This window comes from Pelagibius sp. CAU 1746, from assembly GCF_039839785.1.
Taxonomy (GTDB): Bacteria; Pseudomonadota; Alphaproteobacteria; order Kiloniellales; family Kiloniellaceae; genus Pelagibius.
The window spans coordinates 189,812-203,720 of the sequence record NZ_JBDOQT010000002.1; the positions used below are offsets into that span (position 1 = coordinate 189,812).

7 protein-coding genes are annotated in these 13,909 nt (G+C 61.0%); 2 read left to right on the top strand and 5 right to left on the bottom strand.

What is annotated here, in order from left to right; translation table 11 throughout:
* Positions 1-183 precede the first annotated feature (183 nt).
* Together AAFN88_RS17775 and AAFN88_RS17780 are read left to right on the top strand one after the other, a co-directional pair.
* Entirely contained in the window at positions 184-4,512 is a 4,329-nt protein-coding gene (locus tag AAFN88_RS17775; protein WP_347521894.1) for an HNH endonuclease signature motif containing protein, read from the top strand.
* A 265-nt stretch (positions 4,513-4,777) separates the two neighbouring features.
* Entirely contained in the window at positions 4,778-5,725 is a 948-nt protein-coding gene (locus AAFN88_RS17780) for a hypothetical protein (RefSeq protein ID WP_347521896.1), read from the top strand.
* A gap of 116 nt (positions 5,726-5,841) precedes the next feature.
* Here AAFN88_RS17780 and AAFN88_RS17785 read toward each other — a convergent pair whose 3' ends face one another.
* The 5 genes from AAFN88_RS17785 to AAFN88_RS17805 are packed head-to-tail and all read right to left on the bottom strand — an operon-like array spanning position 5,842 to position 13,417.
* Positions 5,842-9,087, bottom strand: a complete 3,246-nt coding sequence (locus AAFN88_RS17785; RefSeq protein WP_347521898.1) for a type I restriction endonuclease subunit R — start codon at positions 9,085-9,087, stop codon at positions 5,842-5,844.
* Positions 9,084-9,806, bottom strand: a complete 723-nt coding sequence (locus tag AAFN88_RS17790; RefSeq protein WP_347521900.1) for a hypothetical protein — start codon at positions 9,804-9,806, stop codon at positions 9,084-9,086. Before AAFN88_RS17790 ends, AAFN88_RS17785 begins: the two co-directional genes overlap by 4 nt.
* Positions 9,803-10,633: a hypothetical protein gene (locus tag AAFN88_RS17795; protein ID WP_347521901.1), complete on the bottom strand. Its 831-nt coding sequence runs from the start codon at positions 10,631-10,633 to the stop codon at positions 9,803-9,805. The genes AAFN88_RS17790 and AAFN88_RS17795 overlap by 4 nt, the downstream gene beginning before the upstream one ends.
* On the bottom strand, positions 10,630-11,862 hold the full coding sequence (locus AAFN88_RS17800) for a restriction endonuclease subunit S (protein ID WP_347521903.1): 1,233 nt from the start codon (positions 11,860-11,862) through the stop codon (positions 10,630-10,632). Before AAFN88_RS17800 ends, AAFN88_RS17795 begins: the two co-directional genes overlap by 4 nt.
* A complete protein-coding gene (locus AAFN88_RS17805) occupies positions 11,855-13,417 on the bottom strand; it encodes a class I SAM-dependent DNA methyltransferase (protein ID WP_347521904.1) in 1,563 nt (520 codons plus the stop codon). Before AAFN88_RS17805 ends, AAFN88_RS17800 begins: the two co-directional genes overlap by 8 nt.
* Positions 13,418-13,909 lie beyond the last annotated feature (492 nt).

Genomic DNA, 13,909 nt, shown 5'->3' on the forward strand with positions numbered 1-13,909 from the left:
ACCAGATCGGAAAGGCATTGGCGAGTGTGCATCGATCCCGGTAGTCTCTCCGAGCTGGGATGCGGCTTAGCTGTCAGAGGTAGCCGCCCTGGTTGGACTAGCTTCAGGAAGGGTGCACCCGAATGAAGCTCTCCGGCAATTTTGAACCTTCACTAGCTTTGGCGGCACTAGCGTTGTAGTGAAATGGATGCTCCACTCGCCCAGCAAACCCAGATCAAAACAAGCCCTCGGTTCGTCACTGAGTTCGATGGGGTCCCCGGTTTCTGGAACTTTCTGCTTGCTCTCGATCGCGACGATCTGGTCGCTGAGCTGGTCCAGAATGACCTCGACCAGGATGCGACGCGCACCATCATCTCCTTCGAGCGGGACTGGCTGATTTGCGAAGGCAACGGGCGACCTGTGGAGCCGGACGGTTGGCGGCGGCTCGCCAAGATACAGGGTGCTGGCGACACCGTGCCTGCAAAGCGCGGTAAGATCGGGGTCAAGAATCACGGACTAAAGACCGCGTTCACCATAGGCGACGAGGTGCGAATCCTCTCGGCCGGGCAGACGATCACGCAGACGCTTTACGCTCGCGGTCGGGACAAGCCGCCCTATCCGGGCGCTTCGGCGACGCCAGAGCCCGACTCGCAGGCGCCGGCAACCGGCTGTCGTATTCTGATTCACTATCGCGATCGCGACATCAGGCCGCCGGTAGGCGAAGCGATCGAATACCGCGCCGTCGCTGCTGCGGAGATCGATGCGCTTTTCATTGCAGCCTGCGCCAGCACACCCGAGCAGTTTGCTGGAATAGTCTCCCCAGAGATCGCACCGCGCTACGAGATCATCCTGCGCCACTGGCACCTCGGGGAAGCTTGTTTCAAGTTTTCCTGTACCCGACCCCAGAAGATCGCGCGCCGCATGGAAACCTTCCACCGCCGATGCGTCGTAAGCGGAACAGCTACTTCATTGCCACCCGATTTGCGTGAAGTGACCGTGCGGCGGCTGGTACCGGTCGCAGGGGCTCTAAGAAAGCGTGCGGCCGGTTTTTACCGGCGGGGTAGCCGCGTAATTGTGGAGGTCTCCTGGCCTGTGGATGGGCGAGGCAAGCCTGTGGCGGGCACAGGTCGCTTTCGCTATCCAATCGGCTATCCCGCTGGCTCTCACGTCGCGCGCACTGGACATGGAGCTTACTTCAGTGCGCCGATCACCTCTGATGCCCAGCGCCATGGCCCGTCGCACAACGATGCGGCATACTCCAGTCTGCGTTCCGCCTGCGAGGCTTTGCTTGTCGATGCGTTGTCCTACCACGCGATTCCTCGGTGGGGAGCCGACGCTCTCAATGTGTTGGTGCCAAGCCCTGGCTCGGACAACCAGGATGAAGCAATCCGCCCCTTGTTGGCGGCTATTGCGCGAGGGGGCGCGATGCCAACTTTGTCCTGGCGCGAGCGGGCGAAGCTTCTTCGCAAAGGGAAATCGCGGAAACAAGGTACCCAGCAAAACGACGGTCTACCGAAGCGGACCGCAGAGCCGCGCAAATACCGTTTTATACTGCCTGTATTGACGTGGGAGCGCGCCGCAATCTCCCCACCGTTGGCTCTGGTCTCGCCTCGCGATGAACGTCAGCTTGATCCTCGCATACACCCGGCCGTCATTGAGCTGCTTTCGGATGGCCACACCGAAGGCTTCCAGGATGAGTTCGTCACCTTCGATGAGAACGACGTTCTGGACCGTGTGCAAGGGGAAGGCAACGAGTTCTTTGCTGCGTGTCCTGCCCCCGACCGAGAGTTTGCGCAGCCGGTGCTCGCGCGTGCCTATCTCGACGTCATAGCTGCCGCGATCAACCAGGGTAAGTGCGATTCAGACACCGAGACGGCGCTGCTTCAATCCCTGCTCCTACCGGACATACATGGCAAGGCGATGCCATTCCAAAAGCTGCATTCGAGCGCAGCGCTTCCCGCTGACGTGCCGGGCTTGAGTCTGCCCCCCTTACTGCATCAGGACCTTGCTACTCACCCGCTACTGAGTCGGAGCAAGTGGCGCAGAAAGCGGTATACGATGATGCGATTTCTGGAGAGCGGCAACCTCGACGATGCAGATGAGGCCACCCGCTGGCTGTTCTGGAGGTGGCTGCGGCAGAATCCGCGCGCCGTCGGCCGGCAGGAGCGCGCGAGGCTGGCCGACAGTGCGATCTGGCCTGACAGCGCAGGTGCCCTTTGCACCCTCTCCGAGCTTTGCAAACCGCGCTCCGCGCGCATTGGCGCCGCACTTGGAGAGGCAATTCGCCGACCGCACGAGCAAGTAAGTCACTCGAAGATCACTGCAACCGGCACAAAGGGACGAGCGACGATCCGTCGCGTACCGACACAAGAGGAGATCAGCACCTGGCTGCGCATGCGGATGGAACCTTTCGTTCTGGGTACCGCACCGGACCCCGCCACTAGTGACGCCTTACAGCGCTTTGAAGCCGATCTGGTGACACTCCTGCGAGATGCCTGTATCGCCCGTATGCTCAAGGCCGCGCAGGTTCATCTGCCAGCCCGCGCCCGCAATGGCTTGATCAGGCACCGCGGCGAACTTGTTATGCCCAGCCGCGCGGTCGACCGGCTTGCGCTGCCAGACAGGTTCTTGCTCAGCGACAAGTCCCGCGCCGCTTGGTTGGACAGGCTCTCGCCCGCCCTTTCTGCACCTAGCGCGGCGATGCTTCTTGCAGCATTTGCCGAGGACCCCGGAAACTTCGACGCTCTGCAAGCCCGGCTGCATCACTTTCTCGCTCTGACTGAACCTGGCGATCCCGACCGGCTTGAGCTTGCTGGTATGCCGATTATCCCAGTTCACGGCCAGCCCCGAGCACCTTGTACGCTGGCCTTCGTCGGCCCCCGCGGGGACTACTGGGGTGCGTGGAAAGCTCGTCTCCAGGGCACGGGACTCTCCCAGGACGACCAGAGCCGTTACCGCGCAATCGGAGTCACATCTGCCCTGCCGTCCGGCGAAACCAGCCGAGCCTTCTTCAAATGGCTTGCAACCGCGGACAATCGGGCTCTTGAGCAGCATGTTGGCATTGTGCTGCGCCACATACTGAATCGTCATGCCGGGCCGGAAAGCTGGGCCATAACCTTCACAGACACCCCGTTCATTCCAGTTCGTAACCGAGACGGCCTGCGGCTGGTTTCTTTGAAAACAGCCCGCCGCCGGCCAGTCTTCCTGCCCGACGTGCGTGAGATTACCGATGCTGTGATCGAAAGCGACTCAGGCGTCCTACTGGTAGTCGACCGGGTGCAAGAAGTGACCGAGCCGATTACTGAGCCGCTGCGGCGCCTGGGAATCAGATCACTGCGCGAGGAGCTTGGCGAGCCTGAACAGGTCGCCGGACACGGTGCTTGCGAACAGGCAGGCGAACGGTTTCTTAGAACCTTTGCTGCACTGCGCTCCCGCCAGCTTCGGCGCACGCTTCTAAAGCGGCTAGACGAACTTGGCGTAGAACGAGACCTCGTGCGGCGCGACTGGCACGACCGGCTGTCCCGGATCAGGGGCATTCGTTTCGCTGACGGCGTCGAGGCGCGCTACCGACTTCGCGGAAAGCCGTACTCGATCAGTGCGGCTGCCGGATTCGATGTTACTTCAGGCACGTTCTGGATTAAGAAGGGACGAGAAGCGGGCATCGGGACTTTTTGCGAAGCCATAGCGGCGCAGCTTATCTTCAAGACAACCGCGCGACCGGTACACCTTCTCGCCCTGGAGAAAGCACTGGCCCTCGAAGTCCACGATCCCACCTTCGGCCGTCCCGCCACCGCAGAGGCCTTCGCCCAGGATGATGAGTCGGAGGAGGACCATGATGAAACGGCCGGTGAAGACCAGGAATCGCAGGTGGCTGATGAAAATGATGACGATAGTGCCGATACCGGCGAGGCCGTGTTTGGACATTCGCCCTTTGATCCAGATGCCTCTCGCAACATTCCGAAGCCACGGCCTCTCTCAGCACGATCAGGGCCGCCCAACCAGAACCACGGACAGCGCAAGTATCGCGGCGATGTCGATAAGAATCGCAATGATGCCAAGCCCGTGCCGGAAATCGAGAAAGAACATGTCGAGGCTCTCAAGCGAGATCACTACGCAAGTCATTGTCAGATGTGCCTGTGCGAGCGGCCCCCTGAAGCCCTTGCGCCCGCTGGCAGCTATATTGAATGGGAGGAAGTGCGCCGCCGCGTGATCGAGGCGCACCATGTCGATCTCAAGTCAGCCGGTGGCGCTCGTCATGCAGGGAATCTCATCCTGCTGTGCAAACTGCATCACGATAACTTTGGCCGGCGACTGACCCGCGAGGCCGTGACTACAGCTCTCCAAGGCACAAGGACATCGAAGAGACTCCGCTTCGGGGTCGGCGGCGAGTCGCCTTCGGAGATTGATGGGCAGGTCGTAGAGCTTGTTATCCCCGACACCGGAGAAGTGGTCGAGATTTTCTTCACACAAGAGCACGCGGCATACTGGCTTGCGAATGCTGGGCCGGTACCTGGTTCAGCTGGTGACGAATAAGAGCACGTTCTATATCCGTCAAAAGAAATTGAGGAAGGGCGCTCCCGGACTGGGTAGTAGAATACTCAGAAGAAGTTGCTATCGGAGCGGGGATGGCGAGTACCAGCCCACATCGGGAGCCTTCAATCTTGTAGTCTGGTGCACAGCACTTGCTTTGGCTTCCATACCCGCGCTCCATAGCATCACTTATCAGATGATGATGGTAGGGTATCAAAGCTGCCGGTTGCTTTGAGGCAGGCGGCTGCTCGGGAAGCTCGCTTGGAGAATGGTCGTGACGCTCGTAATTGGGGTGGTCGGACGAGACTCGATCTGGATGGTCGCCGATCGTCGCCTTTCTTATCCGAAGACGGCAAAGCGCCTACCCAAGGAAGATGGGCGAAAGATGATGATTCTCGAAACGACTGACGGAGTAGCGTTCCTCGGTTATGCAGGTCTCGGCTCGACAAGTCTCGGCACTGAGCCAGCGGACTGGATGTGCAAGGTGCTGCTAGGTCGCAATTTCCCCCTCGAATACTCCATCGGTATAATCGCGAGGGCGATGCAGGAACAGCTTCCCCGACATCTGGTGCGGATTGCGGGACAGGGAAGGGCAGCGCATTTTGTGATCATCCCAGCTTTGGTTGGCACAGAACCTCGGTTCTATTCAATTGATCTTGTGTTTGCCCCTGATCGGAAGACCTATAAGTTCCGATACAGGCGGCTCCGACACACCAATGCCCCCATGTCGGCACCACATCCGCCGCGGGTAGGTGTCGGTGGGACGGGAGCTTTCTACCTGCCCACGAATAGGGACTGGGTGCGCGAACTGCTGCGGCTGGTCAAGGCCCACGATCACCGGAAGGTCTCAGCACGCGTAGTAGCAGATCACCTTGCGCGTCTTAGCTACGAGATTCATCAAACGGTCTGCGCGAAGAACGACGAGTCCGTTGGGCCGGACTCGATTGTCGCTTGGCGCTTTTCAAAAGATGGTGTTCACGGGGGAGGTGGTGGGCACCAGTTCTATTCAGGTCCAGAGAGAGCGGCGAGTTCTGGCTTCATGCCTTCGATCACCCGCGGGGCAGACATCAATGCGCTCGTGCAAGCGATGATGCCTTTCACTGAGAAGTCGCTAAAGGCTCTCATGGCCGGAGAGCCAGCACCAGAAGAAAACCCAGACGAAATTAATGCCGCCTTAGCGCGGTTGCCGAGGACTCCCGACGAAAAACTGTCCTGAGACCTCCAATGAACAACTGCCTTCGGTCAGGATAAGCAGGCCGACTTGTTGGTGGGAGGCTAACAGGTTCCAGCGCAGATGCGAGAGTCTTCAAAAGTCGACCTCTCGCTTGACAGTCAAGCCGCCCACCTCGCTGCCAGCTTCTCGGCCTGCTCAAGCACCGTCCGCACCGCCGCATCCTGGAGGTCAGGTGGATAGCCGTAGCGTCGCAGGATGCGCTTCACCAGCACCCGCATGCGGGCGCGGGCCGCTTCCCGATGCTGCCAGTCGACCGAGGCATTGGACTTCAGGTTGGTCAGCAGCTCATGTGCGATGACCCGGAGCCGCTCGTCGCCCATCACCTCGACCGCGCTCTCGTTCTCGGCGAGGGCGTCGTAGAAGGCGATCTCTTCCTCGCTGAGGCCCTGTTCCTCGCCCCTCTGCCGAGCGGCGCGGATGTCTTTGGCCAGCCGAATGAGTTCCTGGAGCACCTCGGCGGTTGTGATGGCGTTGGAGTGGTAGCGGGCGATGGCCTCCTCCAGGCGCTCCGAAAAGGCGCGGCTCTGGGCGACGTTCACCTGGCCGCGGGAGCGAATCTCGCCGTTGAGGAGCTTGCGCAGCGCCTCCAGGGCCAGGTTCTTCTTCTCCATGCCGGCGACCTCGGCCAGAAACTCGTCGGAGAGGATGGAGATGTCCGGGGTCTCAATGCCGGCGGCCTGTAGGATGTCCACGATCTCGGTCGAGATCACCGCCCGGCTGACGATCTGCTGGACGGCCAGGTCCCGCTCGGCCGAGGACTTGCCCCCGCCGGGCACGCTCTTGGCCAGCGCCGCGCGCACGGTCTGAAAGAAGCCGACCTCGTCGCGGATGCCCCGCGCCTCGTCGCTGGCAGCCGCGAGGGCGAAGGCCTTGGAAAGCGCCAGGACGGCGTCGTTGAAGCGGCGGTGGGCCGCCTTCTTGCCTTCCTCGGTCGTCTCCCTGGCTGCGTCGCGCTGCTGCATGTCCAGCACCCACTCCATCGCGCCGGCGAGGGCGGTAAGCCGCTCTTGGGGCGATCCCCTGAGGCCGGCCCGGTAGTCGAAGCCGCCCTTGCTGTTCGGGGCGAACATGTCGCTGACGATCTCATACTTCTCCAGCATGACGGCGACGGCCTCCGCCTCGTCGATGCCGGTCTGCCTCTGGTCGTCGCGGGAATACTGGCCGAGGGCCGACTTCAGGTTCTGGGCGATGCCGATGTAGTCGACGATCAGGCCGGCCGGCTTGTCGCGGAACACCCGGTTCACGCGGGCGATGGCCTGCATCAGCCCGTGGCCGCGCATGGGCTTGTCGACGTACATGGTGTGCAGGCAGGGCACATCGAACCCCGTGAGCCACATGTCGCGCACGATCACCAGCCTCAGCGGGTCCTCCGGGTCCTTGGCGCGCTTGGCCAGCAGGTCCCGGCGCGCCTTGCCGCCGAGGTGGGGCTGCCACTCCGGGGGATCGGAGGCCGCGCCGGTCATGACGATCTTGATAGCCCCGCTCTCGTCGTCGTCGCTGTGCCACGCCGGGCGCAGCTTCACGATCTCATCGTAGAGCGCGACGCAGATACGGCGGCTCATGCAGACGATCATGCCCTTGCCGTCCAGCCCAGCGATGCGGTTCTCGAAATGCTCCACCAGGTCGCGGGCGATCAGCGCCAGGCGCTTCTCGGCCCCGACCACGGCCTCGACGTTTGCCCACTTGCGCTTCAGCCGCTCCTGCTCGGTCTGCGCCTCGTCTTCGGTGAGTTCGGCCACCTCGTCATCGAGCAGGGGCTTAACGTCCTCGTCCAACTCGATCCGGGCGAGACGGCTCTCGTAGTAGATCGGCACGGTCGCGCCGTCCTCCACGGCGCGGCTGATGTCGTAGATGTCAATGTAGTGTCCGAAGACCACGGGCGTGTTCACGTCCTCCTTCTCGATCGGCGTGCCGGTAAAGCCGATGAAGGAGGCGTTGGGCAGGGCGTCGCGCAGGTACTTGGCGAAGCCGTAGGCGATCTCGCCAGTCTTCTGGGCGACGCGGGCCTTGAAGCCGTACTGGCTGCGGTGGGCCTCGTCTGCGATGACCACCACGTTGCGCCGCTCGGACAGCAGGGGGTAGACCGTGCCGCCCTCGGCCGGGGAGAATTTCTGGATCGTCGTGAAGATAACGCCGCCCGCGGCCCGGTTCAGAACCTCTTGGAGGTCGTCCCGGCTCTCTGCCTGGACGGGTGTCTGCCGGATCAGGTCGCGGCACATGGAGAAGGTGCCGAAAAGCTGGTCGTCCAGGTCGTTGCGGTCGGTGATGACCACGATGGTTGGGTTCTCCAGCTCCGGCCGCCGCACGAGCTGGCCGGCATAGAACGCCATCAGCAGGCTCTTGCCCGAGCCCTGGGTGTGCCAGATGACGCCGACCCGCTTGTCGCCGGCCGGATGGTCCCTGGCCGAAGGCAGCCCGTAAGCCACCGGGTCCTCGCGCATGCCCGAGGGGATTCCCCCAGCCCCCCGCGGCATGGCCCGGATCGTCGCCTGGACTGCCTTCCTGACGGCGTGGAACTGGTGGTAGCCGGCCACGATCTTCACCGTCCGGGACTGGCCCTCCTTGTCGGCTGTCTCGCCGAAGACGATGAAGTCGCGGAGCAGCTCCAGGAAGCGCTGTTTCTCGAACACCCCTTCGATGAGGGTGCCCAGCTCGGGCCTGCCCTTGGGGGCGATCTCGCGGCCGTCCGCCGTGCGCCAGGGCATGAAGCGCTCCAGGTCGGCCGTCAGCGATCCTAGCCGCGCTTGCAGGCCGTCCGAGGTGACCAGCACGGCGTTGGTGCGGAAGAGAGACGGAATCTGGCTCTTATAGGTCTGGAGCTGATTGAAGGCGCCTTGCAGCGTGGCGTTCTCGTCGCCGGGGTTCTTCAGCTCGATGACGGCCAACGGCAGGCCGTTGACGAAGATCACCACGTCCGGGCGGCGGTTGCTGCGGTTCTCGATGACCGTGAACTGGTTCACCGCCAGCCAGTCGTTGGCCTCCAGATCGTTGAAGTCGACCAGCCGGGCGACATCGCCAGCGATGCTGCCGTCCTCGCGGGAAACCTCGACAGGCACCCCTTCCAACAGATAGCCATGCAGGCGCCGGTTCTCCTCGACCAGCGAGGGGGTCTCAGCCTGCTGTACCTTGCGCAGCACCTCGTCCAGGGTCTCGGCAGGCAGATGAGGGTTCAAGGCTTCCAGGGCCGCGCGGAGTCGCTCCGTCAGCAGCACCTGGTCGTAGCTGACCCGCTCCGGCGACGGACCCTCCGGCGAGATGTCGGGGCCGTGCAAAACGGCATAACCGAGCCCGGACAGCCATTCGAGAGCGGCATCCTCGACGTGGTTCTCGGAAAAGCCGGTCATACATCGACGCCCTGATCGACGTTGCCATCACCCTTCCGCAGAAGCGAGTCGATCAGGTCTGGGATTTCACTTAGTCCGCCGGTCAACGCCGCCGCACCTAGCTTGATCGATTTCTTGCCTGCTTCCTTGCCGGCAGACTTGACGAATTCGCGCAAGAACGTCTTTAGCAACCCCTCTTTGTCTTTAGCTGCTCCAAGTTCCTTGCGGTGCTTCTTCAACTCTTTCTCAAACTCCTTCTTAGCTTCATCGCCCATGACCTCGGCAACCAGCAGAAGGAATTTGTCGCCTGATAAAGTGACGATGGAACGGTCGAAGGAGGTGTCGACGATGCCGAAATCCGCCTGGACGAGGCTCTTCGCGTACTCCCGAAGGTATCCGTCTTCGATCTGAACTCTGACCCTGTTTCCCTCGATGTCTTTCTCGCCATTTTTCAGCAGATGATGCAGCCGCGCCTTAGCCCGCTCCTCGTCGGCGGCGTTCCTGAAAGAAAGTTCATCAAGCATTGAACGAAGCCGCCCACGCTTTGCCCGAAGCGTGCGAGCCAACTCAAACGCGCTCGGCGGATCATCCCACGACCATCCTTCCGTGTGCTCCACCAACAAGCGCAACACGAGCAGGTCGATTTCGCGCTTGGGCATGTTGGCAAAGCCATCTTCCAGGTACGCTTTCAGAAACTCCCTGGCGAACGGATCGTAGTCCATCTTTCCCAGCTTGCTCATGCAGCTACCTTGGCTATCTTCTCTTGCAGAACCAGCAACTTTCTGACGGTGACACAAACTTTGCGTGCTTCGTCCGGCGAGGGCGCGTAATCATTCGCGTGGGCAACGTTGTTACGTAGTTGTTCTATCCGCCCAAGCTGGCTTTCAAGTGTGCTTTTGCTCAACCCAGCATCGATACCCATTTTGATAATGGTCTTCTTGTCTGCGAACTGTGTGAACAGCAACGGGTCCACGAAGAAGTCGTTTCCCTTGCTTGACGCAATCTCTTCTTGAATTTTGACCCGCCGCTCTTCCTTGAGAAAGGGGAGCCAGTCCTCGTCGCTGGGGTATCGTTGCCTGATGGCTTCTGCCATGGTGATCTCAAGGCCGGTGATAAGAGCGAAGAGGCATGCCCGAACGGGAAGCCGGTGTAGATCGGAAAGGCTGACTAGGCCGCTAATGCCGGCGCCGGAGAGCACCAGACGGCAAGGGTTGCTATCTGCACTGGTTAGGAAGTCGAGAATGCTCGCGTCGGCTCCGATCAGATGTTCTTCTGCCAGAGGCAGAAGGTGATCGCGGACAGAGCCATTAGGAACAGGACCATCAAAGAACCGCGCCGCATGAAAGAGCCCCTTGATACGGTCTCCTTTATGTGCTGCGTCCAGAACAGGTATGAAGTCGTAACGTGCAGTATTCCGTGACATGATACCTGCGACATCGTCATCGGCCCGGCACATCATGAGCTGGTCGCGAGTTGTCATGATGAGTTGAACGGTCAAGCGAGTGTGCATGGCTTCAAAGATGTCGCTTGACCCAATGACATCATAATTGGCCCAGGGGACGGTCACGCGACGGCCTCCACCACCTTCTCGGCTTCTTGAAGCCCGATTTTACCAGACATGAGCTTCGGGAGGAGCAAGTCGCGAGTCGCCGAAAGCGTGCGGCACTCACGTACATTCGCAAGAATTCTATCAAAGAGCGGTTGGACCATTGCTTGGAACCCTGCGTGCGTGTCAGCATCAGGCACGATCATCTCAATCGCTTTGATCGACTGTGAATTTACGGCGGTTGCAATGGACGATGTGCTTCCAAGGGTCTCGTAGTCAAAGTTCTTCATAAAGCAGTAGGTAAAAACATTCGACACTGGCGTATGTTCGTGCGCCACGAGATGAGCAATAGCTTCGTTGGAGTGCATGTCTCTCGCTGCGATCGCAACCCGCCCAACGGTCAGCTTGAAACTCACCAAGACAGTGCCGGCGGGGATCAGGGGAACCCGAAACTGCTTAATCGCTTCAGGCGTCAGGTCTTCTTCCGATGCAACGGCGAACGTCTGAAGGTCGCCCATCGTCTTAATGGACAACCATGTTCTTCCTTCGCCGCCCGGAACGAAGTGCTCTCTCTCTTTTCTTGGAGGGGTGCGGCCAATTGAAACGCTAAAGAGCTTTCCGAGGCTTCTCTTTTCCCAGCCAGCCGGTTTGTCCTGGCCGTCAAGGCCATCTGGGAACAGCTCCCAGATTGCTGGGGCGAGGTAGGGTGCGCGGCCTTCAGCCTTGGCGCGGGTGGGGCCGAAGTCGACGAACCAGTCCTTGAAGATAGCTCGTGCCATCGCTTCGAGTGTCTCGTTCATCCGCCGATTCAACTCAATCTTGTCGTCAAGCGAGCCCAGTAGCTCTACGATGAGGTCTTGCTCTCGCCGATCTGGAAACGGCAAAGGAATCGGATGGATGTAGTTTCGGTTCAAGGAGGGCTGAGCGCTCCCTGAGTTGTAGTGCGCAAGATCAAGAGTGCGTAGAAGATAGTAGGCGAACCGTGGGTTATTGCCGTGAAAATCCTTCACGAACAGGCAGGTGTTCAACGGCCAGTAGTCGCGGTCAATGTAGGATACGACGCCAATTGAAGCCCCGCTTCGACCAACAGTCACGCCAGGGCCGTGCATCGCCGCCTTGTCGTGATAACCCGTAATCCCGAATGAGCCCATGATCGGGACCTTGCCCTCAATCCGCCTGGAAGCCGGCAGGTCTATTCCTCGTTGAAGTGTTACGAGATCGCCGAGGGTTTTAATTGGCCACTCACTCATGCGCACTGACTGCCTCCAGCTTCTTCTGGATCAGGGCGCTCAGCTCTTCGGCCTCGGCGAACTGATCCGCCAGGGTTTCCTTCAACTCTGAGAACCGCTCCTCGAAGGGCACATCGTCCGCCTCTGCCGCCGCCGCGCCGACATAGCGACCCGGCGTCAGGATGTGATTGTGCGCCCTAATTTCCTCAAGCGTTGCCGCCTTGCAGAATCCGGGCACGTCCTCGTAGGCACCGGCATCCGGCTCCCCTCGCCAGGCGTGATAGGTTTCTGGGATCCTGCTGATGTCCTCATCGGAGAGTTCCCTGCGGGTGCGGTCGACCATGTGCCCCAGCTTGCGGGCGTCGATGAACAAGACCTCGCCGCGCCGGTCGCGCCAGCCATGGCCGGGGTTCTTGTTGCGGGCCAGGAACCAGAGGCAGGCGGGAATCTGGGTCGAGTAGAAGAGTTGTCCCGGCAGGGCGATCATGCAGTCCACCACGTCGGCCTCGACCATGGCGCGGCGGATGTCGCCCTCGCCGGACTGCCCGGAGGACATGGAGCCGTTGGCGAGCACCACGCCGGCCGTGCCGTTCGGGGCCAGGTGATGATAGATGTGCTGGAGCCAGGCGTAGTTGGCGTTGCCGGCCGGCGGCACGCCGAACTTCCAGCGCGCGTCTTCGCGCAGGCGCTCGCCGCCCCAGTCCGAGATGTTGAAGGGCGGGTTGGCGAGGATAAAGTCGGCCTTGAGGTCCTTCAGCTCGTCCTTGTGGAAGCTGCCCTCATTGTTCCAGCGGATGTCGGCGTCGATGCCCCTCACCGCGAGGTTCATCTTAGCGAGGCGCCATGTCGTGTAGTTGCTCTCCTGCCCGTAGATGGCGATGTCACCGATGCGCCCGCCGTGCTCCTCCACGAACTTCTCGGACTGGACGAACATGCCGCCGGAGCCGCAGCAGGGGTCGTAGACCCGGCCCTTGTAGGGCTCCAACATCTCGACTAGCAGCCTGACGACGGAGCGTGGCGTATAGAATTCGCCGCCGCGCTTGCCCTCGGCGCCGGCGAAGCCGCTCAGGAAATACTCGTAGACGCGGCCCAGGATGTCGCGTGAGCGGTCGGCCTTCTCGGCCATGCCGATCCCGCTGACGAGGTCGATCAGCTCGCCGAGCATGACCTTGTTGAGGGCCGGGCGGGCATAGTCCTTGGGCAGGACGCCCTTCAGGCTCTCGTTCTTGGCCTCGATCTCCACCATGGCATCGTCGATGTCTTTGCCGATGGTCGGCTGCTTCGCCCTGGCCTGGAGATGGGACCAGCGCGCCTCCTTCGGCACCCAGAAGACGTTCTCGGCCAGGTACTCCTCCGGGTCCTCCGCGTCCGCCAGCTCGTTCTTCAGCAGCTCCGCCCGCTTCGCCTCGAAGGCGTCGGAGATGTACTTCAGGAAGATCAGGCCAAGGGCGACGTGCTTGTAGTCGGACGGCTCCATGTTGCCGCGCAGCTTGTCCGCCGTGGCCCAGAGCCGGGCCTCGAAGCCGAGGTTGGCACCGTTCCCGTTCGGCTGCTTCGTTGAGGGCTTTCTGGCCATAGGTATCTGCTCTGTCCTCCCTGGAAGGTCCTTCGGTGCAGCAACTGCCACAGGAGCTTCGGTTGTTTTTCAGTCACCGCACGCTCACCCAGCGGTTGCTGTCGATTCTTCGACGATTTTCGCATAGGCCGCAACTACTTCGCGAGGCCCGACCGGGATTGGCCATCCGTTTCGGTCAGACGGGCGCGAAAGCTGAAGCAATCCGCAACTGGCCCAGTACCGAGCCCAGACCAAAACAGGGGTCGAAGCAACAAGAGGACCCACGACAGCACTCTTTAGCCTAAAAGGTGTAAATTCCTGGACAGAAGACCACCTTTACGGGAATAATGCCGCTAAAGGGAGGAAGTTGGGGGAGACAGTGCCGGATACTGTTCATCGGACACTTACACTGCGCACGGCCTTGAGTATCGAGAACTTTGGCGCTCGCGATGGCGGCCCTGGCAGCCTCGGCAGTCTCTTGGATCAGCTCCATGCTCAATTTAGGAACATACC